We start from the raw sequence: 24,269 nt of genomic DNA on the forward strand, positions 1-24,269 counted from the left end.
GACATCCGACATCCGACATCCGACATCCGACATCAAACTACCTCTCCACTTCCTTCAAATTCTCAATCTTTTTATTTCTCAAGAAGCCATTGATATCTTCGAAGTGCTCTTTCACCCGCTTGTTTCCAAATTCAAATACTTTAGTGACCAATCCATCCAAGAAGTCTCTATCGTGGGATACGATGATTAGCGTACCGTCAAAGGCTTTCAATGCATCCTTGATGATATCCTTGGTCTTCATGTCCAGATGATTCGTAGGCTCATCGAGAATAAGCAAATTCACTGGTTCCAAAAGCAATTTGATCATCGCCAGCCGTGTTTTTTCTCCGCCGGAAAGCACCTTTACCTTCTTGTTGATATCGTCGCCTTTGAACATAAATGCACCCAAAATATCCTTCACTTTGGTACGTACTTCGCCTACTGCTATATGATCGATGGTTTCGAAGATTGTCAGGCTTTCATCCAAGAGGGAAGCTTGATTCTGCGCGAAATAGCCGATCATGGAATTGTGTCCCAGCTCGCATTTGCCTTCAAAATCAATTTCTCCCATAATCGCCTTGATCATGGTGGATTTACCTTCCCCGTTTTTGCCGACAAAGGAAACCTTCTGTCCCCGTTCTATAGTCATGGAAGCATTCTTGAAGACTACATGCTCGTCGTAGCTTTTGCTCATATCCTCTACGATCACAGGGTAATTGCCTGATCTGGGAGAAGGAGGGAAGCGGAGTTTCAAGGCGGAGCTATCTACTTCATCCACCTCGATGATTTCCATTTTCTCCAGCATTTTCACCCGGGATTGTACTTGGAGTGTTTTGGAATAGGTCCCTTTGAAGCGGTCAATAAAGCCTTGGATATCTGCTATGGTAGCTTGTTGTTCTTCGTATTGCTTTTGCTGTTGCTCGCGACGTTCTCTTCGGAGTTCAAGGTAGTGGCTGTATTTTGCTTTGTAATCGTACATACGCCCCATAGTGATCTCTATGGTACGTGTGGTAATATTATCCACAAAGGCTCTATCGTGGGAAATCACCACCACAGCTTTGGCCTTGTTCAGAAGAAAGTCTTCCAGCCATTGAATCGACTCGATGTCCAGGTGGTTGGTAGGCTCATCGAGGAGGATCAGGTCAGGCTTTTGCAAAAGTATTTTAGCCAACTCGATTCGCATTCTCCAACCTCCGGAAAACTCTGAAGTAGAACGGGTCAAGTCTGCTCTTTCGAAACCCAAACCAAGTAATACTTTCTCTACTTCTGCTTCATAGTTCACTTCCTCTATGGCATAGAATTTCTCCGAAAGCTCAGATACCTGCTCGATTAGCTTGTAGTATTCATCGGATTCGTAGTCAGTTCTCACGGTCAATTCCTCATTGATCCGTTCGATCTCCGTCTTCATATTCAGGTAGGAGGCGAATGCTTTGGAAGTTTCATCCATCACAGAGCAATCATCCGATGTCAGTAGATGCTGTGGGAGATAAGCTACCACAAAGTCTTTTGGAGCAGATACAGAACCCGAACTGGGCTTGGTCTGACCTGCGATAATCTTTAGGAGTGTAGATTTGCCCGCACCGTTTTTACCCATAAGGGCTATTTTGTCGGTTTCATTGATGGCAAAGGAAATATTGCTAAAGAGTGTGGAACCGCTATGGATGACGGCTACGTTATCTACTGAAATCATAAGTCTTGGAAGTGAAGCGGCAAAGGTAAGAAATTGAGGATTGAAAAAACGTGTTCGCTGTGGGGAATTGGAACTCAGACATCTACCGTTTGCAGACTATATGAATATCAATTGTTTTCATTTGATTAAATGTTTTTCTAATAAAAAGAAACCAATTAGTTACTTTTATGCTTTAAGGAAATGAGGACAATCGAAGTTTATCGAGACTATTTCTGGGATTTTTATAATGATCAGAGCAAGTCTGTCAAAGACAAAATAGATTATGTCCTGAGTATTGTGATGAATGTTCAGTACATTCCTCAAAAGTTCTTCAAGCATATTGAAGATGGTGTTTATGAGATTAGGGTAAAAGTAGGAAGTGACATATATCGGGTATCATGTTTTTTTGATGATGGAAAACTGGTCATTCTGTTAAATGGATTTCAAAAGAAAAGTCAGAAAACGCCCAAAGTAGAAATAGAAAGAGCAATTAGACTTAGAAAGGAGTATTATGATGAAAAAGAGTCCTAAGACAATCAATGAACATTTTGATCAGAAATATGGTCAAATTGGAAGCGAATCCAGAAGAGGCTTTGAAGAAAAGGCACAGGCCTTTATGATTGCAGAGCTGGTGAAAGACGCTAGAGCGAAAGCCGATATTACTCAAGAGGAGTTGGCCCAAAGGCTAAACGTTAAGCGTACGTATATTTCAAAGATCGAAAGGGCGGTAAGTGATATCCGTGTGTCCACTCTCAAAAAAGTGATTGAGGAAGGATTAGGAGGGAAGCTACATATTACGGTTGAATTGTAAATGCAGGACTTTGTAGTTCTGCCTGGTTATTTGTCTTCAGCTCAAAAAAGGTGGGTCTTATAAACACAAGATAGAACTGAAGGGAAGGAGTTTCTTATCGACCGGAATCGTTTTTCAGGATGGGCAAATAGCAATCAAGGCTTTGAAACAATAATTAGCAGGTAAGGAATCTTGCTACTTATGTCTTACATCTAGCTTCTAAAAAACAAAAAACCGCCCCGAACTTAATCGAAGCGGCTTTCAGGCATCGGACATCGGTCACCCGACCCGCCACGGCGGGCAGGCACCCAACAAATATTATGCATTCACACCCAAAGCCTGTGCCATGGTAGCTCCGATCTCAGCCGGAGAATCTACTACGTGGATTCCGTTTTCTCTCATAATTCTCATCTTGGCAGCTGCGGTATCGTCTGCTCCACCGATGATCGCACCTGCATGGCCCATTCGACGTCCGGCAGGAGCAGTCTGGCCGGCGATGAAACCTACTACAGGTTTTTTGTTGCCGTTTTCTTTGATCCACTTCGCAGCTTCAGCCTCGTAGTTTCCTCCGATCTCACCGATCATCACGATCGCGTCAGTTTCAGGATCTTCCATTAGCAACTGTACAGCTTGCTTGGTAGAGGTTCCGATGATCGGGTCACCACCGATACCGATAGCAGTAGATACCCCAAGACCTGCTTTGGCTACCTGATCAGCAGCTTCGTATGTCAGTGTTCCTGATTTGGATACGATGCCGATTCTTCCTGATTTGAATACGAAGCCTGGCATGATGCCTACTTTCGCTTCTCCCGGAGTGATTACGCCTGGGCAGTTGGGGCCGATTAGCGTAGCTCCTCTTTCTATAATATATGGTTTGGCTCTCATCATATCCGCTACAGGAATACCCTCTGTGATAGCGATGATGACTTTGATACCTGCATCAGCTGCTTCCATGATCGCATCAGCAGCAAATGCCGGTGGAACGAAAATGATGGAGGTATCTGCACCGGTTTTTTGAACAGCTTCTTCTACAGAATTGAAAACAGGCTTTTCCAAATGAGTCGAGCCTCCTTTACCTGGAGTTACACCGCCGACTACGTTGGTACCGTATTCGATCATTTGCTGTGCGTGAAAAGAACCCTCAGACCCGGTGAACCCTTGTACGATTACCTTGGAATTTTTATTTACTAGTACACTCATGATGCGATTTCTATAGTTTGGCACAAAAATATAATAAACCCACCGCCCACAAAAGAAAAGAAGAACAATATGCCGGGAATTCGGTGAATCTTTGAGAAAGTCAGGATTCCCGGGATGGATGGTGAATGAAATGGGGAAGATGTAGCAACGTCTTGAAGGACAGTACTGATGAATTAAGTGCGGATAAGATGCGTGTATAAGAAGCAAATGAGTTGATTTAAACTTGGGAGATCTATATTTTTTATATTTTCGACTAAATTTTGATTTGTAACTTACATTTGATCTATGTTCAGCCTTAAAATCCTCATCGTTGAAGATGATCCTGTGTCAGCGCTACTGCTGCAGCGAGCCTTGGAGAAGAATAGGCACGAAATTCTTGGAATAGCGGATTCAGGAGAAAAAGCACTGGATATTTTATCTGAGAATCATGCTGATATAGTGATGATGGATATCAACTTGTCAGGTGAACTTGATGGGATTAAAACCACCGAAATCATTAATGAGACATACGGTGTCCCTGTAGTGTACCTAAGTGCAAGCTCTGATGCAGAGACGCTTAATAAAGTGGTGGGAACCAATCCAAGTGCTTATGTGATTAAGCCTTTCAACATTCGTGAATTGAACATGGTGATCGAATTGGCTATCTACAAAGACCGTAAAGAAAAAGAACTCCAAAAGCTTAATAATGAGTTGGAGGAAAAAGTAAAGCAGCGTACCGAGGAGCTTTACAATGCCAATAGAGAACTCACCAAGGCATTGGAAAAAGAGCGGGAAATCAATGAATTGAAATCCAGAATCGTTTTGAATGTTTCTCATGGCTTTAAAACTCCTCTCACGTCCATTTTGAGCTCAGCTCAATTGCTTCAGATCTATTCCGAAAAGGATCATCCCATGAGGCAGAAGATCACAAAGCATGCCTCCAAAATCGAACATTCGGTGAGAGCTCTTAATAACCTGCTTACGAGTGTGCTGTTTTTCGGTAAGGCAGATGCGAATAAAATTGAGTTCAGGCCTAAAAAGATGTTTTTGGGAGCATTTGTCAAAGAGGTGCTTGATACAGTAAATGCAGGTATAGAAAACGGCGTGAAGATCAAATCTGAAATGGTGAATCTTCCCAAGGTAATTACTTCGGATAGCGAGTTGCTGTACCAGGTTTTCGAAAACTTGCTTTCAAACAGTATTAAGTACTCAAAGGAAGGACAGGAGGTAATTTTCAAATTGGAATATGCTGACAATAAACTGATAGGAACAATTAAAGACTTTGGAATAGGAATTCCGGAGTCAGAACAAAACCAGCTTTTTGACCGTTTTTTCAGAGCAAAAAATGTAGGAGCCGTAGATGGATCCGGCTTGGGACTTTCCATAGTCAAAAAATGTGTTGATGTACTGAGAGGCGATATTAGTTTTGAAAGCAATTCTAAAAAAGGCACCACCTTCAGGTTGGTGATTCCGGTAAACTGACTATGCTCTTTGAATCAAGAAATTTAAAATACAGTCATCCCGGCCACCAGGCGTTGATTTTTCCGGATATCGTGTTGGAGCCTGGCGAGAGTTTGCTTGTACTTGGAAAGTCAGGATCAGGAAAAACCACACTGTTGAATTTGCTGGCAGGACTGCTTAAGCCTGAGGCAGGTGAGGTGAAGCTGGCAGGAAAGCGTATTACTTCCATGAAAGGGCAAGCATTGGATTTGTTTCGCGGAAAAGAGATTGGGATAGTTTTCCAAAAGCCCCATCTTCTTGCAGCCTTGAATGTCAAAGAGAATCTTCAAATGGCTCATTTTCTAGGAAAGAAAAAGGGACAGAATATTGATCAGTTATTGAAAGAATTGGGTTTGGGAGAAAAGGCAAAATCTTCTGTACTGACTCTAAGTGAAGGAGAGGCACAGCGTGTGTCCATTGCGAGGGCATTGGTCAATGGCCCAAAATTAATTATGGCAGATGAGCCTACTTCCAGCTTGGATGATGAAAATACGGAGAAAGTCATTACGCTTTTGAAAACTCAGGCGGTAAAAATCGGTGCAGCATTAATCATAGTTACCCATGATCAGCGTGTCAAGGCACATGTTTCCAATTTTGTAGAAGTTAGAACACCATGAATTTAGTTAAGCTAAGTTGGAAATATTTAACATTTAGACCACTTTCTACAGGGCTAAATGTGTTGTTGCTTGCCCTTGGATTGGCCATCATCACGGTTCTGGTACTTATGCAAGATCAGTTTGAGAAGAAAATGAATCGGGATGCTGCGGGGATTGATCTGGTAGTCGGTGCAAAAGGAAGCCCTTTGCAATTGATTCTGGCAGGTGTTTACCATATTGATTTTCCCACAGGGAATATCTCCATGGAAGAAGCGCAGAAGCTTTCCGGAAACCGATTAGTGAAGAATATCATTCCTATGGCTTTGGGTGATAACTACCAAGGTTTTCGGATTGTAGGGACAAATCATGACTATCCGGCACTTTATGATGCCCAACTGCAAGATGGAAAGCTTTGGGAAAAACCATTTGAAGTGGTGCTGGGAGCGGAGGTCGCAAAAAAGATAGGTTATAAGAAAGGAGATGAATTCGTGGGAAGCCATGGGATAAGCGAAGGCAGCCATGAGCACGATGAAAATAAATTCAAAGTGGTAGGGGTGTTAGAGCCCGCGGGAAATGTACTGGACCGCTTAATTCTGACAAGTGTGGAATCCATTTGGTTCACGCACGATGATGAAGAACCCGAAGAGCATGCGGATGCTACTGAGGATCACTCAGAGCATTCTGGCATTGGCTTTCAGGAATCAGTTGCTGCGAAAGGATTTCCTGCCTCTGATCAGGCTAGAGAATTAACCACACTTTTGATACAATACAGGAATCCGATGGCGGCGATTCAGCTTCCCCGCCTGATTAATTCAGGTACATCTATGCAAGCGGCCTCTCCTTCTTTTGAGATGGCCAGACTATTCGAACTGCTTGGAGTGGGGATCACGCTATTGCAAGGACTTGCCGTGGTGATCATCGGGATTTCAGGACTTGGGATTTTTATTGCACTGTATACTTCACTCAAAGAAAGAAAGTATGATCTGGCAATTCTTCGTGCTATCGGAGCATCTAGAGTCCAGCTAGTATTGTTGATCTTTCTTGAAGGAATTATGCTGACTTTCATGGGCGCAGCACTGGGTATTTTGCTTGGTCACGGCTTTCTGTCGTTGATTATTTCCCAGAGTGAGCAGGGCGTGGTGAGCAGTCTGCAGCCGTGGATTTTCTTGAAGGAAGAACTTTGGATAGTAGTGTATGCGTTAGCGGTGGGAGTTTTGTCATCTATTATCCCTGCTCTTGCTGCTTATCAAACAAGTATTGCAAAGCAGTTGACAAAGGCTTAACTAGTGGCTGATTTAAAACCCGAATATATGAGAAAATTAAAAATAGGTCTTTTGGCAGTTCTGGTAATGATTTTGGCACAAATGTCAGTTTTGGCGCAAAGTACCAATGTCTGGAAAAACCTTTCGGAGGTTACCTATAAAATTTCTGAAGATGAATATGGAGAGCTTTATGTCCCGGTATTCTCTGAAAACATCACCAAGCTGGAAGGCAAGGTAGTGGAGGCAGATGGGTATATCATTCCTTTCGAGGGTATGTTCAAACCGGATCACATTATATTGTCTAGTTTACCTTTGGCGGAATGTTTCTTCTGTGGCTCTGGAGGCCCTGAGACCGTGATGGAGGTGGATATGGCTTCACCTATCAAATATACTTCAAATAGGGTTCGTGTGAGAGGAACACTTACGCTGAATAGTAAGGATCCTGAGAAACTGATGTATATTTTGACAAACGGAACGTTGGTGAATTAGGAGGTTTCTTTCCTCCCAATTCACCGGAGTAATTCCCTATTTAGTAACAGATTTCTTTTTCCATTGCACGGAATTTATCCAGAAGATCAAGTGAGATCTGTCCGGGCTTTCCATTGCCTATTTCGCGTTCATCGATTTGAGTTACGGGAAGAAGTACTTTTGTGGTACTTGTGATGAATGCCTCATCTGCATTTAGGGCTTCCTGTAAGCTGACAGGTCTGATTTGTACGTCTCCTGCCAATTCTATTATATGCTTACGGGTAATTCCCATCAGTACATGAGCATCAGGAGTGCTGATTATTCCATCTTTTACGATGAAAAAATTACTTCGCGAGCTCTCACTGATGATGCCATTCATATGGTACAACACGTCTTCTGCACCGGCATCTTTCCAGCGCATGCTATCCCATACGGAGAGTGCATAATTCGTTGTCTTGATATCTGCAATCGGTCTTACGTATTCCAGAGAGAGTAGTTTTATCCCCTTTTCATACTTCTCTTGGGCAGGGAAAATCAGTGATTCAGCGAAGATGAACAGCTTTCCCTTGGCAGGCGAAAAGTGGTTGGATGAAATACCTCCACTCAAAACCATTCGGATACCACCTTCTTTGAGATGGTTTTTCTCTATCAAATCCTGGATTACTGCTTTCAACTCAGCTCGGGAATAGTCCAGTGGAAGAAATGTTTTCTCTGCCGAGGCAAAAAAACGATCCAAGTAATTATCCAGAAAAAGCGGTTTGAAATTTACTGTTCGGAAAAAATCGAAAATCCCATATCCTCTTATCAGTCCCAAATCCATCGGGTGAATGCTGGCTTTTTCGGTAGAAATAATTTGCCCGTCGGCAAAGCAAAATGGTTTCATATGTTTATAATTGATTTTCAATGGTCATATGGAATCTCGCATGGCTTATAATCATCCCAGTGTGTGTCGCTCTCGACATGCTCGATTTCATAGTGTTGGTGTTTTTGTTGTTTAAAATTAACAGCTCTGCCTGAATAAATCACCTTTGTGTATCATCTTACTTGATCCTATTATATCTAGATAAAACAGTAACTTTGCATTGAATAAATTGAGTTAGCATGAAGCGCCTATTTCTGTTTTTAATTTCTGTTTCCGTTTTATTCGTAACAGCCTGTGGCCCGGGTGGCACTGATGAGAATGCACAGCTAAGATCCGATGTGATAGCTGTACATGACGAAGTGATGCCTAAAATGGGCCAGCTAAAATCCCTACAGCGTAAAGCGTTGGAAAAGGTAGAAGAATTGGAAAATCAAGACCCGGTAGATTCGGCATCAATTGAGGAGCATAAAGCACTTGCCTACGACCTTAACCTTGCTTATGAAGGGATGTTTGACTGGATGCACCAGTATGAGACTGAGGACGGTGAATTGAGCGATGAAGAACTCAAAACCTACCTTGATGGGCAAATGGATATGATCACTAAAGTGAATAAAGATGTGAAAGAAGCTATCGCCAAAGCGGATAAGCTGCTTAAATAATCAGAACTCCGGTTTTTGCTGCAGATATTTTTCCACCTGCTTTGAAGTGATTTTCCCTTCTTTCATTCCCCAGATATTGTAGAGGTAGGTACTGATTTGGGAGATTTCCAAAGAAGTCAGTTGTGGGCTCGCCGGCATGGGTTGGTTGTAAATCTGACCGTTAACCAAAATTTCCCCTTCCTGCCCATGTTTCATGATCCAAACGGCACGGTGTACACTTTCTTGAAAATAATCCGAATCCCGCAAAGGCGGAATCAATTTTCCAAGTCCCAGTCCATCGTTTTGGTGACAGTTTCCACAGTGATTTTCGTAGATAGTTTTGCCTTCCACAGCATATTTCATCACCTCGGGGTCTTCTATTTGAGCGAGGGTATTCTCCTCCGTAGAGCTCTTTGGGCTGCATGCAGCCGCTAATAGAAGGATCATCAGGTACTTTTTCATTTGCCCAATAACTTTGGTATATCAGAGATGAGCTGATCTACTTGATCTGTTTTAGTACCATCGTAGACACCACGGATATGACCATTTTGATCGACTAATACAAAAGCGCCACTGTGAAGAAATCCTCCTGCTGCAGCCTGATCTTCCTGTGCGGTGGTCATGTAACTGGTCTGCCCTATTTCATAAATTTTCTCAGCATCACCTGTCAGGAAGTTCCAGGTTTCAGCATCCTCAATGCCCAATTTGTAAGCATAATCTTTCAACACTTCCTGGGTGTCATGCGTTGGATCAATGGAGTGACTCAGGATTTTGAAGTCCGGATTGTCTGCATATTCTTCGTAAACCCGAAGCATTTCCTTCTTCATAATAGGGCATATGGTCGGGCAGGTCGTGAAAAAGAAATCTGCTACATACACCTTTCCTTCCACCGAAGTCTTGGTTATTGTTTCACCATCTTGATTAGTAAAGGAGAAGTCAGCAATTTGGTGGTAAACGGTATCTTGAATTACCTTCCCGTCTACTGTTTTTTCATCTATATGCCAATTTCCAAGTTTTGGAAGCGGTGTGTTTTTTTCTCCTGATGAAAAGCATCCTGAGAATAAGAATGGTATCAGAGCTAGACCAAGAATAGATAATATCCTGTTCATAATGATTAAGATTTATTTCTAAATTTTTTATACAACCTGATGGCAAGCATCAGGGTCACACCAAGCGCAATCAGTCCAACCAAACCCCACACCATGCTCAAGGTATTTTTCAGAACGATCAGAAATACAATAGCAAATAGTAATAAGGTGGAGGCTTCGTTCCATATTCTCAACTGTGTGGAAGTCCACCGAGTTCGCCCTGTTTGAAGTTCTTTGAAGAGTTTGTGACACCAGCCATGATAGCAGTAGAGCAAGATTACAAATCCCAATTTGGCATGCATAAAACCCATTTCCAGATAACCCATCCGCTGGCTCAATACTAATGTACCGAAAATTAAGGTGAGCACTGCAGATGGCCATGTGATGATATACCAAAGACGTGATGCCATCATATCCAGTTGGGGTTTGAGGATTTTCCGCTCAGCCTCCGGTCGCTCCATAGCCTCGGTCTGGTAGATGAATAACCGGACGATATAAAATAGTCCTGCAAACCAGGTTACTACAAAAATGATGTGAAGTGCTTTGATGTACTCGAAAGTCATTCTCGGAATTTTCGGCTAAATTAAGGTCTAAACTTTATAACCACACTAGTTTTTGAAAAGCTCTAAGATCATTTTCCGGATTATCGCCGTAGTTGTGGCGGGACTTGTAATTTATATCTCAATGGATTCGCTGTCTCAACCGGGAATCGAGCGATTTGAGGGGAAATATGAAGAATTGTCAAACTATAGAAATGAAAACAATACCGGTCCGGTAGTACGGGTATATGCGGTAAAAGCTTTGGATAATTCCAAAGAATGGATGCGGGAATACGGAGATGCTATGCCGCATACCAAATACGGAAAGACAATGGTTTTCTTTTTCTCGGATGAGATGGATCAGGAGATCAGCTTATCTCCTACCGATCCCTATTTTGCCAAAGCAAGACAGCCTTATGTGATCGCCACCTACCGGAAAAGCCCAATGGGTGAAGTGAGTTTTACTGACGGATATCCGAAATGAGAAAACGTCTTACGCTACAGGAATATAAAGAAGGGGTTCTTTCAGGCAATAGGACTAAACTGAGCCAGGCCATTACGCTTGCTGAAAGTATGCTGGAAAGTGATGTGGCATTGGCTTCTGATTTGGTACAAGAGATCTTGCCACTTACAGGCAAGTCTATTAGAATAGGGATCACAGGAGTTCCTGGAGTTGGAAAAAGTAGCTTTATAGAGGCTTTTGGCAAAATGCTGATAGACGAAGGGAAATCTGTGGCTGTTTTGGCGGTGGATCCCTCCAGTCAAAAAAGTAAAGGCAGTATTCTTGGAGACAAAACCCGAATGGAGAAATTAGCAGGTGACAAGCGGGCTTTTATTCGACCCAGTCCTACCGGAGCAACTCTGGGAGGTGTAAGTGCTAAGACCAGGGAGGCTATGTTGCTTTGTGAAGCTGCAGGTTTTGAGGTGATTCTGATCGAAACAGTGGGAGTGGGGCAATCGGAAACTTCCGTAAAAGGGATGGTGGACTTCTTTCTTTTGCTTATGCTGGCTGGAGCGGGAGATGAGCTTCAGGGGATCAAAAAAGGCATAATGGAAATGGCGGATGGTGTAGTGATCCATAAGGCTGACGGAGCTAATCGGGCAACTGCCAAGAAGGCAAAATCAGCTTATGAAAATGCCCTCCACCTTTTTCCACAGGGAAATAATAATTGGTCAACACCCGTGCTGACAGCTTCCTCCATAACGGGAGATGGTCTAGATGAAGTTTGGAAAACGATCCAATCCTATGTCGCGAAAATGAAAGACTCGGGCTTTTGGGATGAGAATCGAGCTTCACAGCGATTGAATTGGCTGGATGAAAACCTGCAGTTCTTGTTTGGGATATTGTTTTTGGAGCACGGGAAAGTGCAAGAAATGCTTAATCAAAATCGTAAACGGGTTGAAAATGGTGAACTCAGTCCCCTGTCTTTGGCTAGGGATTTGATTGATGCTTTTTCCCAATCCACCAAAAAATAAAGAATGAAATATATAGTAGTTATAGCGGTAGTACTTTGTTTTGCCTGTAGCAAGTCAGAGACAAGGGAAGGAAAGCTATCGTTGAGTACAAAGACTTTTTCGTCCGAACGATGTGTGGACAGTGATTGTGCCAAGGTTGAAGCGAGTTGGCCGGTAGTCGAAAATATTTCTGCTGATTCCATACTGAATAAAAAGATAGAAAATCAACTATTGGTTTATTTTCATCAGGACAAGAAGTTTGACAACCTTGACTCTGCGGCAAATGATTTCTTGGATTCGTATGAGAAATTTAAAATTGACTTTCCCGGGGCACCAGGAGAATGGAAGGTAGAGCTTGAGGTGAAATTGACTTACGAATCCGATAATATACTTAGTTTCAAGTTTTCAGAATACAACTTTTCGGGCGGCGCCCATCCCAATTCCAGCGTTTACTACATGAATTTTGAGAAGCTAACCGGCGAGTCTCTTGGTGTGGATCAGGTGATCTTGGATAAAGGAAAAATGCTGCAGTTGGCAGAAGCAGCATTTCGAAAATATCATGAAGTGGAAGAAGGAGTAGAGCTCAAGAATGATGGTCGTTTTTTCTTGCCGGAAACGGGTTTTTTTCTACCTAATGCTATGGGGTACGAAGAGGGCAAATTCATACTGACTTATATTCCATATGAAATAGGCCCGTATGTATTGGGCTATACAGAGTTGGAGTTTAGTTTCGAAGAAGTCAAAGGTATAGTTCGTGATTTGTGAGTTTTGAATTTAATAAAAACGAAAAAGCCAGGGTGAAGGAAAGCCCTGGTTTTCTAATAATAAACCCTTTTACATTATTATCTGTTTAGCGTAGTAATAGTGCTAGACACAATGAAGGAGTTTAACTTCGTGCCCCCAGAATAGGCTACATCTGAATAAAGACCGTCTTTTTCGGTTCCGCTGGCTGTGCCTCCCACATAGATTTCATAAGATCCGCCGTCCATCAAGTCCGGTGAAGAAAAAGTCACGGAAGAATAGGATATGCTTGGTGCGAAAGCGAGTATTGGATTGTTATTTTCATCCAGTACTGCGAATACTGTATTTGCAGTTTGTTGATTTAGGAACACTAAAATTGCGTTTTGCTCAGAAGATGAACTTGGCGCCTGGGCCATATTTGATGTGCCGGCAGCGATAAGCAAGCCTCCGGAAATTTGGAAATTCCCATCATAGTCGAGTGGGCCATTTGCTCCGGAAGTCGGGCCATGTACGAGAACCGTACCTGCTGTCATTGAAATGGAGCCGTTTGCGTCTATGCCATCGCCTCCAGCCTCGACTACTATATCGCCACCTTGAAAGTAGATGTAACTATCAATGCTGGATTGAAAGGGGGGGCCTTGCCCCGGTCTGGTGCCTGAGCTGTCATTTCCTCCAGCGGCATTGACTCCGTCGTCGCTGGACACTAGGTGAATTGTACCATCATTGACAGTGATTAGGTTTGCTTCTAAGCCTTCATATGATTCTGAAATAGTTATTTGGCCTCCGTTGATAGTAAGTTCTTCATCTGCGTGAATTCCGTCATCGCCTGTAGCGATTGTAAATGTTCCTGCTTGTATGGCAATACTTCCATTGGAATGAATAGCATCATCAGCAGAATTGATTTGGAAAATGCCTCCTTCGAGAAGATTGTTAACTCCCGCTTTCAAGCCTTTGGTGGAAGCATCACCAGTGTAGTTGCTACTTCCTCCGGCTGTGAGAATTGTAAAAGTGCCATTGGAAATCATCAAGTCAGACTCTGCTGTAAAGCCATCTCCTTCGGTGGTGGTTATGTCAAAAGTCCCTCCGGAAATCAGAATATATCCCCTCTCTTCGTCATCATCATCAGACTTAAAGGCATCACCGACTGAATTGATCTTGAAATTTCCATCACTAATCACCAGATAATCTTTTCCCCGAATTCCGTCATCGGTACTGTTTACAGTGAAATTTCCCCCGCCTATAATCAAGCCATCTTTACTTGTAATGCCATCATTATAGTTTGAGTTTATCGTGATTTTTCCCGATCCATAGAATGAAAGATCAGTGTCACTGAAAAAAGCTGCATTAGGCTCGTCATCGTCTTCATTTTCGTAGATGTATTCTTCTGCATCTGTGAATGTGTTTTCTGTGCCATCTGGAAGGAAAATTATAACTTTTTCTGCATTGACCGCATAAAAAGGGGCACTGCGAGCATTATTTATGTGGGCATTGTTAAGCACTATTTTTACAGCTCCCTCATCTTCGGTTTTCACTGCAAGTTGGCCTTCATCCAACATGCCACTTACTAAATATGTCCCTGCTGAGTTAATCGTGGCGACGGTTCCTGAGACCATGACTCCTTCTCCGGTTATTTCTATAGAATTGCCGCTAAATTGGATGATTGTGGCGGAAGCGGCATCATAATTATCATCACCGGTTTCTTCATGGTCAGACTCGTTGGCCTCCATGACTTCGGCGATTGTTGCCGCAAAATAGTAGGAGTTAACCGGAGCTTCTGAGGAATCCGAGTCATCCATCCCAATGGCTACGTCATCTTCGCTTTGGCAAGCCATCATCACTGTCGAAAGCATTATGGCTATGAGGTAGATTAGTTTTCTGAAATTCATGAGTTAGTTGATGTTGCGTGTTCCTTACCTTGTTGCTTCTTTGCTGAAAAACAACGGTGAATATCAAAGGGATGATTCAACCCGGAATGAAGTATGCGATGTACATGGTGATTTCTGCGACGAATGGAAAAAATAAGGTTGGGGTCGTCAAATAATTAGAGAAAGTAATGCTGCTGAAAGAGCGGGTAGATTTAGCGTTAACGGATAAATTCCCTAAAGTTTTCCCTATGTACTAATTTATAGTCTGCATTATAGGTTTCTCTGAATGCAGATGGAATTGAGAATTTAGCATCAGGATTCCACTTGAATTCATATGCGTTCAATTTCCCGTCTTTTTGTGGGTTTATATTTTTAAAAATCTAATTGAAAAAGCCGCTAAGAACGATTTCTTAGCGGCTTTTTCAATTACAAGGCAAGCGGAAAGCTAAACTTTATTTTTACTAGCCGCTAATTGTTCAATTTTATAATCTTGTAATTTCTCAATTTCAGTAAAATAAGAATCCTGACGGTCCCCTTCCTACTTCAAAACTTCTGATCACAGCCCCTGTTTCGGAAAGAACGGTTACAGTTCCATTTCCTTGGAAGGCATTGGAGTTGGCAACATAGATTTGATCTAAGTTATCATCATAACCAATTCCGTAGAATCCCGAGCCAGTCATCAGTTCCATAGCCGTAGCAGTGTTTCCTTGGATGTCAATTGAATATACAGCATCATTGTAAGCTGGGTATCCCGAACTAGTCAAAATGTACATTTCATCATCGCCATCGAAAGCAATGCTTTTAGTGGCGTTAGCAACGGGAATAGAATAAGTATTTCCTAAAGTAAGGCTGCTAAGATTTAAAGTGTAGAATATGACCTCTTCACTTGTTGTGGCATAAATCCAAAGTATGCCGTCTTCCGCATAGAACTGCTTTGGAGAGGCATCCAGATCGATGGTGGTAATTACCGCCTCCTGAGTTGCGTCAATGATTTCAATTTTATTTTCTTCAGAACCAGTCACTAAAATATAGTTTCCGTGAGAGTAAAGAGCTTCAGGTTTATTAGAAACAGCAATTTTCTTTGAAACTACCCCACCATCAAGCCCGTTCACTACAGCAATATAAGAATCCGGGGTGCCATAGTTGTCATCATAAGGCCCATAGTCACTGATGAAAAGTTTGCTTCCATTTACAGCCAGAGATCGTGGTTGATCCAATTCTGCTGCCACCGCTCCACGGCTTTTGAAATCACCGGGATTTACAATTTCTACTTTACCTGTGTTGGCGACCAAATACAACCTGTCCCCTTCAAGTATCATATCCTCGATCAAACCGGCAAAAGGACGGGAATTCTCTGCTTCGAAAATATTGGGAAGAAGTTCTTCCGTGTTTGGATTCAGGTGAAATACTTCACCGTCATTGGTTCCGAAACTGCCTTCGTTCATGATCAGAATGCCATTGTCATACTTGCCTAAAGGTTTTTCTTCGCCGCTGTCAGAGCAGCCAAAAGAGACTGAAAGCAAGGCGGACGCCCAGAGTAGTTGTTTTAATTTCATATGTTTGTAATTTAGTTTTTAGGTTATAGCCTGTCCCGCGACAAAGGAAACGGTACTGAGCCTGCATTACGATAATTATACCTCCGTATGTAGCTTACTATATGCCTGTCTGGCCTCAGGCAAGCTCGATTTCATAATAATATAGATAAGTTGAATTGATAAGATCTTCCCGGCATTGCTCTTAGATAGAGTACTTGATAGTCGGTATTGAGTAGATTGTTGATTTGAAAACTTACGGGGAAGTGAACTTTTCCAAGCTCAAGTCTGTCATAGCCCATCCCGAAATTGAAGAGCTGAAATGAGGACATCATGCGGGGATTGTCAGCAGTGACGGATCTTTCGCCCACGAAATAGGTTCCAATGGAGGTGGTGAATCCCGATTTCTTTACCTGAACTTTACCATTGGCTTGGTGTTGCGGTGAGTAAGGAAGCTGCTTTCCTACGGACTGATCATTTTCGTTTTGACCTTTGGTCGTTATCGCTTTGGAGTAGGTGTATGAAGTCGTCAATTCCCATTCCCAAGAGAGAAAATTGCCTGCCAAATTACCTTGATATTCCAATCCTTGGCTGCTGACTTTTTTGATATTTTCAGGAGTCCAGAAACTTCCTTTAGGTAGCCAAATGATCCAATTGTCCACGGACATTTTGTAATAGGTCAATCCTTGATTCCAGTTGAGTTTTCCATTATTGCTCCAAGTCAAGCCAATTTCACCGCTAAGACTTTCTTCAGGAAGCAGGTCGGGGTTTCCGCCGGGATTCCAAAATCTGTCATTCAGCGTGGGGACTTTGAAGCCTTTTCCCAGGGATGTTTTCAACTGTAAGGTTTGGGAACCTGCATTCCAAAAGCTCCACTCAGCCCCCAGATTTGGAGTGAAAGGCGCGAAAGTGCCGGAATAAACCAACTGACGGAGGTTTAAGGCAAAAGATAGCTTGTCCGTAGCGGAGAATTTCGTGCTTTGATATAATTCGATACGTTTATCATCCGCTTGATAGGTGCTCAAATCTCCTTTTGTCAGCGTGTATCTCGCACCTAGTCTTGAGGACCATTTGCCGGAAACCTCTTGATCCCAGTCTCCCCCAAGAAAGTATTGTGTGCTGTTGTTTTGGCTGGCATTGAAGAGCTGCTCGTTTCGGACAATCCCTGTTTTCAGATTCCATATCGACTTCTCCTCAAAATGAAAGAAATCTATGACCGCCCTGAAGGCCTGATCTTCCTGCCTGTCCTTGGTTTGCGAACCCATTACCGGCTGGACTTCCCTATTTGTTTTATTCCACCAGAAAGCGGTTTTGAGCTGGTGAGTCCTGCTAAGATTCCATGCCAGATCCTGAACAATTCCAATCTGCTCTACTTGAGCATGGTCTTCTTTCACTTCCGGGGTGCCGAATTGACCTAGGTCTTTGTAGGGGAAATTATTCTTTGAAAATTCTCGATAGATTTTTGTCTTGCTGCTGAAATTTTCCGATGAGAAACCTGCAAATCCACTGGTTTTGAGTAGACCAAAGCTGCCGATTTGCTGTGAAATTCCTGCTTGAAGCCCTTTTCCAAATTCAGAGCCAGTGCCTAGGTGAATACTTCCACCTATGGCTTCATTTCCAAAAAGTGCTCCGGCATTTCCAAACTGTACACTTACCTGATCGATGGAGGAAATAGGTAAAATGGACAGGTCGCTTTGTCCGAGAGAGGGGCTGTTGATCGGCAGTCCATTCCAGAATACTGCCGTATGGCCTGCTGAAGTGCCGCGAAAGGAAGGGGAGGCTATCATTCCCGCACCATATTGCCGTACAAAAACCGGGGATCGCTCTTGAAGGATATCACCCAGTGAGCGGCCTTGGTAAGCCACCAATTCATTTTTTGTCCAATTGATTACTTTCTGTCCTTGGGCAAATTTATCCAAAGCCGGTGCATAGACTTCCACCTCAGCCAAGGGAATCGTATCCTGACTGATCGGGCTAAAGCCGACAAATGTGTAAACCCACAAAAGCAAAGTCATGCCTGATCGAATTAGTAGTAAATTCGATTCGGGCTTGTAGAGAAATGGGAAGAAGGGATCGGAATCGGCTTACTGCCGATTCAGGTACTTTCTTCGTCGCTTTTCCTCCGAAAGCACAGAATCAACAGAAATGGGCAGGTCTCCTGGCTTGCCTGGATTTGTCGCCTTCTCGTCTTCAGGACAATGGCTGTTTTGACAAATTTGCGGAAAATTCCGCTCGGCTTACAGTTGCGGGGACAGCTTTGGTATTACACCAAATTCCCTTTTAATCCCAAGAGCTCTTATACGAGATTGGGAACCAATTTCGGCTGCAAAAGTAGATGGTTGAAGCTTAGAAAAAAAATCTCTTTAGAGACAAATTTTGGAAGTGGCAAAATCCCGGGCTTATTTTGGATTTCAAAATCATCAAGAAATCCTGTGAAAAACGTCTTGTTTAGTGCCTTATTCGCCTCTTTTTTGTTGTTTGTAATGTTTTCTTTATCAGGATGTAATGAGAAGAATGCAACGTATGAGGGCAAACCGGGAAAAATAGACTTGAGCTATGCTTCAGGATTTACAATTTCACGTGGGAATGGTCTTTGGGAGTTGGAAGTGACTCAGGCATGGGCTGGTACTGACAGGGTATTTACCTACTTGGTTTTGGAAGAAAATACCGAAAAACCTGAAGGTGATTTCGACGCAGTCATTCAACTCCCGGTGGGAAAAATAATCCTTACATCGACCACCCACATTCCACATCTGGATATACTGAATGTGACAGAAAAATTGATTGGGTTTCCGAATTTGGAATTGATTTCTTCGGAGAAAACATGGGAACAAATTGATGCCGGACGAGTGGAGGACTTGGGGGCGGGGCCTTCGGCAAATACAGAAATGGTAATTGATTTGGATCCTGATTGGATTATGATTTCTACTCAGGGTGATGATCTGAAGTACTTGGATTTGCTGGAGCAAGCCAAGATTCCCGCCGTGATCAATGGAGAATATGTGGAGCAGCATCCGCTTGGGAGAGCTGAGTGGATCAAGTTTACGGGTGTACTGTTGGGGAAATATGAGGAAGCTGTAGTGGCTTTTGATAAGGTTGAAAAAGACTATTTGGAAGCTGAGAAATTGAGTGATTTGATTATTGATTCGCTTCGCCCTTCTGTCCTTAGCGGCGTGCTTTATGAGGATGTTTGGTATGCTCCGGGGAGCGAGAGCTGGGGAGCGAATATCCTCGAAAATGCGGGGGGGAATTATATTTTTTCAGATCAGAAAGGAACAGGAAGCGCACAGTTGAATTATGAGTTTGTCCTTGAAAATGCACTGGAAGCTGATTTCTGGATAGGTTCTGCTGATTTTCCTGATTTGCAGGCTATGGGTGAGTCGGAGCCACGCTACAAAGCTTTTAGAGCTTATCAGTCAGGAAATGTGTTTTCTTATACGCAGAAGCGGGGGAGAGCGGGTGGACTGGAATATTTTGAGCTGGGATACATGCGGCCGGATCTGATCCTCAAAGATCTGATCAAAATCCTTCATCCTGAATTACTTTCAGATTATCAGTTGTATTTTTATAAACAACTCGATGCAAAAAAGTAGTCCACTTATTCTTCTTTCTGCCACGCTGATTTTGTTGCTTATGAGCTTTCTGCTTAATGTCAGCTTGGGGTCGGTGTCTATTTCTCCAAGTGAAATTCTTTCTGGGGTTTTTACCGGTGAATGGACAAAGGCATCGCGCGAGCAGATTATTCTGAACTATAGAATTCCCAAAGCTTTAGTCGCAATTTTTGCAGGGATAGGACTCAGCATCAGTGGTCTTCAGATGCAGACTTTTTTCAGAAACCCACTTGCAGGCCCTTATGTGTTGGGAATTAGTTCAGGAGCTGGGCTTGGCGTGGCGATATTGATGTTGGCCGGATCGGCCTTTGGATTGTCCACTTTTGGCGGAGCTATCAATCCTTGGGCAATTGCGATTGCAGGCTCATTAGGGGCAAGTTTGGTATTACTCACCGTGAGTTTCGCAGCATGGAAGGTCAAAGATAGCATGACTCTTCTGATTGTCGGTTTGATGTTTGGATCTACTGTATCTGCGATTATTTCTGTTCTTTCCTATTTTTCGGGAGCGGAAGCATTGAAGCTTTTTACCATGTGGTCGATGGGTAGTCTGGGTGGCTTGGTTTGGAATCAGGTCTGGGCGTTGGGACTGGTGATGTTTATAGGGATTATTCCCGTGATTGCTTCGGTCAAATCGTACAATGGAATGCTTCTGGGTGAAAGCTATGCGAAAAGTATGGGGATCAACCCTGATCGTCTACGTTGGTTGATGATTCTCAGCACAGGCTTACTTGCCGGAAGTATTACGGCCTTTTGCGGACCAATTGCATTTATAGGGATTGCAGTACCACACTTGGCAAGGATGGTTTGTAAGACTTCAGATCACCGGATTCTTTTTCCTGCTTCAGGGCTGATTGGAGCAAGTTTGTTACTCTTGTGCGATGCTATGGGTCAGATGCCTGGATCGGCTCAGACGCTGCCTATCAATGCAGTGACATCACTGGTCGGAGCCCCGATAGTGATTAGTTTGGTGCTTCGAAAAAATTTCAGCAAAGAATTTTAGGCTATGAAGCAGACATCAATCATAGGTAAAAATCTCAGTCTAGGATATACCAAAGGGAAAGTTCAGAAAGAGATTTTGAGTGGATTGAATTTTGAGCTTTTGGCAGGTGAAATGACCTGCTTGCTTGGGCCGAACGGGGTAGGGAAATCAACTTTGGTAAAAGCTGTTTTGGGACAGTTGCAGCCATTCAAAGGGGAAGTGTTGCTGAATGGAAAACCTGTTTTGTCCTACGCTAAGGAAGTCTTGGCCAAAGGGCTTTCAGTGGTACTGACTGAACCTTTTCTACCCGGTAATATGACAGTGGGTCAATTGGTGGCGATGGGGCGGATTCCTCATACAAATTGGACGGGAAAGCTGACTGACGGTGATCGAAAAGTAGTTGAAAACGCACTTGAGGCTACGAAAATAGATTACCTGCGTGATGAGAGACTTTCCGAAATAAGCGATGGTCAGCGGCAAAAAGCATTGATCGCCAGGGCGCTGGCACAAGATGGAAAGGTGATGGTATTGGATGAACCCACCGCTCATCTGGATTTGGTGAATCGCTATGAAATCATGCACTTGCTAAGGGATATTTCCAAGAGTCAGGGAAAGTCAATTCTGGTGGTGACACATGATTTGGAGATTGCACTGGAAACAGCCGATAGATTTTGGTTACTCAATTGTGGCACACCACTGATTTCAGGTTTACCGGAGGATTTGGTGATTTCCGGGCAAATCAATCAGTTATTGCCCGGAGAGAATTTTCGGTTTAGTGTGGCAAAAGGGAGAATTGAATCGAAAGGGGAAGAGTTGAAATTTGAGATTTTTGGCCCAAAAGAATTGGTGACTTGGGTTTCAAAAGCACTTGAAAAGGCTGGTTTCAAGGAGTTGGCAGAAGCTGTTGAAGTGAAAAGCGATCCTTTTTACCTCAAATACATGGGCAAAAAATTCCATAGTGTAGAAGGGTTTTTGGACTTTTTGATGCATGACTAACCTTCTTTTTTAGCAACGGGGGCACGGAGATTTTTGCAGAGATTCACAGTTTAAAAATCTTGAGATGGTTCCAAAAAAAGCAGAAGATTTCTAGAAAACAGATTTAGTAAGCCCCAATACGGTATTTTCTGAAGGTTTTTTTTATATTTTGGGTTGAAATTTAGACTTTTAATTACTTTGAAATCGTATGCTAGTTGAACTGATCCGTCTGGAACTCCTAAAAAGCTTCCGATCTACGGCATTTGCCAAAAGCCTGATGGTAGCTATTTTTCTCGGTTTTCTGGCAGTTATGCTTTTGGGATACCTGTTGATGGCAGGGATTTTCCTTAGTAGAATTTTGGCAGAACTTGCCGAAGGCCAAGACCCTATTCAGGTGCTGAATTCGGGTTTGATTTTCTTCTTTTTGGTGGAGTTTATGTATAGATATTTTCTACAGCAACTTCCTGTCATTGAGTTGGAAAGTCTGTTGCATCTTCCCATTTCGAAGAAAAAAATCATGCATATGCTGCTGGGAAGATCGTTCTTTTCTATGCTAAGCGTCATTGCTTTGGTGCTTTTTACTCCTTTTGCATTTACCGAAATAGCTGCTGAGTACAGCGTTTCGGGGGCGGTGACCTGGTTGGGAACGGTAGTGTTGATCAGTTGGTCTTTGCATTGGTTTATGCTTTGGTTCAAACAGCGTTTTGAGGACAGCCTGATCGGTGTAGTGATTGTATTTATCGTCCTTCTGTTGGGCGGTGGGTCGACTTATATGGGCTGGTTCAATCTGGGAGAACTGGTAGCTCCGTTTTTCACATTTGCCATGAGTAGTTTTCTTCCCTTGGCTGCGATGCTGATCGTTTGCTTAGTGGGGTATTATCTCGCTTTCTCTTATTATCTGAACAATGCTTATCTGGAGGATTTGGCGAAGGAAGAGGAGGCTCGGTTTGTCAATCAATCGGTTGGATTCTTTTCGAGATTTGGAATGGCTGGAGAGCTTGCCAATCTGGAGTGGAAGCTGATCATACGGCACAAAAAGAGCAGAAGTTTCTTGATGCTGAGTGCCTTTTTCTTATTGTATGGGATGATTTTCTACGATAATCCTCAGTATAATAATACTGGAGATGGCGGGTTTAGTTTCATCTTTATTTTTGTGGGGATTTTTATTACAGGAATATTCATGATCCAGTATGGACAGCTGTTCTTAAGCTGGAATTCTGGTTATTTTGATTTTTTCCTTAATCGAAAAGATGGTGTAAAAAATCTGGTAAAAGGGAAATACTTGCTGCTGCTATCCATCTCCCTGTTATGCTTTTTGCTGTCTATTCCTTATGTTTATTTTGGGTGGAAATTCTTATTGATCCACTTGGCCACCTTCCTGTTCAATGCGGGTATTCTGATTCATTTGATTATCTATCTGGCTATTTGGAAGCCAAAACCAATGGATCTGAATAAGGGGGCAATGTTCAATTACGAAGGGGTGGGAGCAGCCCAGTTTTTGATGATTATCCCGATGATGGTTGCTCCCTATGTGATATACGTTCCTTTTGCCCTGCTTTTCAATTCCTATGTGGGACTGCTGGCTCTGGGAACCATAGGCGTGGTGGGAATCTTATTCTTCAACAAGCTTTCAACTATTAATGTAAATCGGGTATTGAAAAACCGATACGAAATTTCATCTTCATTCCGTCAAGAGTTATGATCCAAGTTACTGATCTCAAAAAACAATACAAGGAAGCCGTAGTCCTCGATGTGGCCAATCTGACCATTCCCAAATCTGAGTGCTTTGGATTGGTTGGAAACAATGGCGCTGGCAAGACGACTTTGTTTAGAATTATGCTCGATCTTGTAAGAGCCTCGCAAGGAAGGGTAGAGATTGATTCTAAGGACGTAAGTAAATCAGAAGACTGGAAGTCCACCACTGGAGCATACTTGGACGAGCATATGCTATTGTCTTACCTGACCGCCGATGAATATTTCCAGACGCTTCGTAAAATATATGGCCTATCCGAAGCAGATTTGCAGCTTCATCTGAGCAAGTTTACAGAGCTGTTCAATGATGAGATCGTGGGGAAGAAGAAATATATCCGTGATCTATCGAAAGGTAATTTGAAGAAAGTGGGGATCGCGGCTGCCCTGATGGGAAATCCTGAGGTAGTGTTTCTAGATGAGCCATTTGAGAACTTGGATCCCAGCTCTCAGATCCGGTTGAAGAAGCTGATCCTTCAGGAAAAGGAGAATTCTCAGGTTACCTTCTTGATATCCAGCCATGATTTGAACCATGTGACGGATATTTGTAATCGTATTGTCTTACTTGAAAAAGGCAAGATCATCAATGACCTGAGAGATAAATCCGCGATGCTGACCGAGCTGGATGCTTATTTTACAGGCTGATTCGTTGATAACATGTTCACTTTATATCAAAAAATGAATATGTTGTAGAACAGGTGAGTTTTTCTGGACAGGTTTTGTATACGTGTTCATAATTTGGTAGAATCTGGACATATAGTCGATATATTTTCAGCAAATGGACGCATAATC

The 24,269-nt window shown here is 42.9% G+C and carries 24 protein-coding genes and 1 riboswitch; of the genes, 15 read left to right on the top strand and 9 right to left on the bottom strand.

Annotation, left to right across the window (positions count from 1 at the left end):
- Positions 1–37: 37 nt before the first annotated feature.
- Positions 38–1,669 carry an ABC-F family ATP-binding cassette domain-containing protein gene (locus ID165_RS26140; protein ID WP_192348310.1) on the bottom strand — a complete coding sequence of 544 codons (1,632 nt, stop codon included), beginning with the start codon at positions 1,667–1,669 and terminating at the stop codon, positions 38–40.
- A gap of 180 nt (positions 1,670–1,849) precedes the next feature.
- Here ID165_RS26140 and ID165_RS26145 point away from each other — a divergent pair, with 180 nt between their 5' ends.
- The gene (locus ID165_RS26145; RefSeq protein ID WP_192348311.1) at positions 1,850–2,179 is read left to right on the top strand and encodes a type II toxin-antitoxin system RelE/ParE family toxin; all 330 of its coding nucleotides are present in this window, start codon (positions 1,850–1,852) and stop codon (positions 2,177–2,179) included.
- Complete coding sequence (locus tag ID165_RS26150) at positions 2,160–2,459, top strand: helix-turn-helix domain-containing protein (protein ID WP_225586908.1); 300 nt, start codon at positions 2,160–2,162, stop codon at positions 2,457–2,459. Before ID165_RS26145 ends, ID165_RS26150 begins: the two co-directional genes overlap by 20 nt.
- Before the next feature lie 297 nt (positions 2,460–2,756).
- On the opposite strand, the gene sucD is transcribed toward ID165_RS26150, so the two are convergent.
- Entirely contained in the window at positions 2,757–3,638 is an 882-nt protein-coding gene (gene sucD, locus ID165_RS26155) for a succinate--CoA ligase subunit alpha (protein WP_192348312.1), read from the bottom strand.
- A 285-nt stretch (positions 3,639–3,923) separates the two neighbouring features.
- Here sucD and ID165_RS26160 point away from each other — a divergent pair, with 285 nt between their 5' ends.
- From ID165_RS26160 to ID165_RS26175, 4 genes are all read left to right on the top strand, one after another.
- Positions 3,924–5,099, top strand: a complete 1,176-nt coding sequence (locus tag ID165_RS26160; protein WP_192348313.1) for an ATP-binding protein — start codon at positions 3,924–3,926, stop codon at positions 5,097–5,099.
- A 2-nt stretch (positions 5,100–5,101) separates the two neighbouring features.
- Entirely contained in the window at positions 5,102–5,734 is a 633-nt protein-coding gene (locus tag ID165_RS26165) for an ABC transporter ATP-binding protein (protein ID WP_192348314.1), read from the top strand.
- Positions 5,731–6,996, top strand: coding sequence for an ABC transporter permease (locus tag ID165_RS26170; RefSeq protein ID WP_192348315.1), 1,266 nt, complete (start codon positions 5,731–5,733; stop codon positions 6,994–6,996). The genes ID165_RS26165 and ID165_RS26170 overlap by 4 nt, the downstream gene beginning before the upstream one ends.
- Positions 6,997–7,062: 66 nt before the next feature.
- The gene (locus tag ID165_RS26175; protein WP_370539769.1) at positions 7,063–7,464 is read left to right on the top strand and encodes a hypothetical protein; all 402 of its coding nucleotides are present in this window, start codon (positions 7,063–7,065) and stop codon (positions 7,462–7,464) included.
- Between the two features lie 40 nt (positions 7,465–7,504).
- Here ID165_RS26175 and ID165_RS26180 read toward each other — a convergent pair whose 3' ends face one another.
- Positions 7,505–8,326 carry an aminotransferase class IV gene (locus ID165_RS26180; protein WP_192348317.1) on the bottom strand — a complete coding sequence of 274 codons (822 nt, stop codon included), beginning with the start codon at positions 8,324–8,326 and terminating at the stop codon, positions 7,505–7,507.
- Positions 8,327–8,544: 218 nt separating this feature from the next.
- Here ID165_RS26180 and ID165_RS26185 point away from each other — a divergent pair, with 218 nt between their 5' ends.
- A complete protein-coding gene (locus ID165_RS26185) occupies positions 8,545–8,964 on the top strand; it encodes a hypothetical protein (RefSeq protein WP_192348318.1) in 420 nt (139 codons plus the stop codon).
- Here ID165_RS26185 and ID165_RS26190 read toward each other — a convergent pair whose 3' ends face one another.
- The 3 genes from ID165_RS26190 to ID165_RS26200 are packed head-to-tail and all read right to left on the bottom strand — an operon-like array spanning position 8,965 to position 10,594.
- Complete coding sequence (locus ID165_RS26190; protein WP_192348319.1) at positions 8,965–9,405, bottom strand: cytochrome c; 441 nt, start codon at positions 9,403–9,405, stop codon at positions 8,965–8,967.
- Positions 9,402–10,052, bottom strand: coding sequence for an SCO family protein (locus ID165_RS26195; protein ID WP_192348320.1), 651 nt, complete (start codon positions 10,050–10,052; stop codon positions 9,402–9,404). Before ID165_RS26195 ends, ID165_RS26190 begins: the two co-directional genes overlap by 4 nt.
- 5 nt (positions 10,053–10,057) lie before the next feature.
- Complete coding sequence (locus tag ID165_RS26200) at positions 10,058–10,594, bottom strand: CopD family protein (RefSeq protein WP_192348321.1); 537 nt, start codon at positions 10,592–10,594, stop codon at positions 10,058–10,060.
- Positions 10,595–10,646: 52 nt separating this feature from the next.
- Here ID165_RS26200 and ID165_RS26205 point away from each other — a divergent pair, with 52 nt between their 5' ends.
- The 3 genes from ID165_RS26205 to ID165_RS26215 are packed head-to-tail and all read left to right on the top strand — an operon-like array spanning position 10,647 to position 12,790.
- Entirely contained in the window at positions 10,647–11,054 is a 408-nt protein-coding gene (locus tag ID165_RS26205; protein ID WP_192348322.1) for a hypothetical protein, read from the top strand.
- Positions 11,051–12,046, top strand: coding sequence for a methylmalonyl Co-A mutase-associated GTPase MeaB (gene meaB, locus ID165_RS26210; protein WP_192348323.1), 996 nt, complete (start codon positions 11,051–11,053; stop codon positions 12,044–12,046). The genes ID165_RS26205 and meaB overlap by 4 nt, the downstream gene beginning before the upstream one ends.
- 3 nt (positions 12,047–12,049) lie before the next feature.
- Positions 12,050–12,790: a DUF4163 domain-containing protein gene (locus tag ID165_RS26215; protein WP_192348324.1), complete on the top strand. Its 741-nt coding sequence runs from the start codon at positions 12,050–12,052 to the stop codon at positions 12,788–12,790.
- Between the two features lie 77 nt (positions 12,791–12,867).
- Here ID165_RS26215 and ID165_RS26220 read toward each other — a convergent pair whose 3' ends face one another.
- The 3 genes from ID165_RS26220 to ID165_RS26230 all read right to left on the bottom strand — a co-directional run bounded on the left by ID165_RS26220 (position 12,868) and on the right by ID165_RS26230 (position 18,178).
- A complete protein-coding gene (locus ID165_RS26220; protein WP_192348325.1) occupies positions 12,868–14,652 on the bottom strand; it encodes a carbohydrate-binding domain-containing protein in 1,785 nt (594 codons plus the stop codon).
- A 485-nt stretch (positions 14,653–15,137) separates the two neighbouring features.
- Positions 15,138–16,187, bottom strand: a complete 1,050-nt coding sequence (locus ID165_RS26225; RefSeq protein ID WP_192348326.1) for a YncE family protein — start codon at positions 16,185–16,187, stop codon at positions 15,138–15,140.
- A gap of 131 nt (positions 16,188–16,318) precedes the next feature.
- On the bottom strand, positions 16,319–18,178 hold the full coding sequence (locus ID165_RS26230) for a TonB-dependent receptor (RefSeq protein WP_192348327.1): 1,860 nt from the start codon (positions 18,176–18,178) through the stop codon (positions 16,319–16,321).
- 115 nt (positions 18,179–18,293) lie between these two features.
- Positions 18,294–18,496: riboswitch (cobalamin riboswitch) on the bottom strand.
- A gap of 99 nt (positions 18,497–18,595) precedes the next feature.
- Between ID165_RS26230 and ID165_RS26235 the strand changes: the two genes are divergently transcribed.
- The 5 genes from ID165_RS26235 to ID165_RS26255 all read left to right on the top strand — a co-directional run bounded on the left by ID165_RS26235 (position 18,596) and on the right by ID165_RS26255 (position 24,122).
- A complete protein-coding gene (locus ID165_RS26235; protein ID WP_225586909.1) occupies positions 18,596–19,756 on the top strand; it encodes an ABC transporter substrate-binding protein in 1,161 nt (386 codons plus the stop codon).
- The gene (locus tag ID165_RS26240; protein WP_192348328.1) at positions 19,743–20,774 is read left to right on the top strand and encodes an iron ABC transporter permease; all 1,032 of its coding nucleotides are present in this window, start codon (positions 19,743–19,745) and stop codon (positions 20,772–20,774) included. Before ID165_RS26235 ends, ID165_RS26240 begins: the two co-directional genes overlap by 14 nt.
- Positions 20,775–20,777: 3 nt before the next feature.
- Positions 20,778–21,749: an ABC transporter ATP-binding protein gene (locus tag ID165_RS26245; RefSeq protein WP_192348329.1), complete on the top strand. Its 972-nt coding sequence runs from the start codon at positions 20,778–20,780 to the stop codon at positions 21,747–21,749.
- 187 nt (positions 21,750–21,936) lie between these two features.
- Entirely contained in the window at positions 21,937–23,430 is a 1,494-nt protein-coding gene (locus tag ID165_RS26250) for a DUF5687 family protein (protein ID WP_192348330.1), read from the top strand.
- Entirely contained in the window at positions 23,427–24,122 is a 696-nt protein-coding gene (locus ID165_RS26255) for an ABC transporter ATP-binding protein (RefSeq protein ID WP_192348331.1), read from the top strand. The genes ID165_RS26250 and ID165_RS26255 overlap by 4 nt, the downstream gene beginning before the upstream one ends.
- Positions 24,123–24,269 lie beyond the last annotated feature (147 nt).

The sequence above is a fragment of the Algoriphagus sp. Y33 genome (assembly GCF_014838715.1).
GTDB lineage: Bacteria > Bacteroidota > Bacteroidia > Cytophagales > Cyclobacteriaceae > Algoriphagus.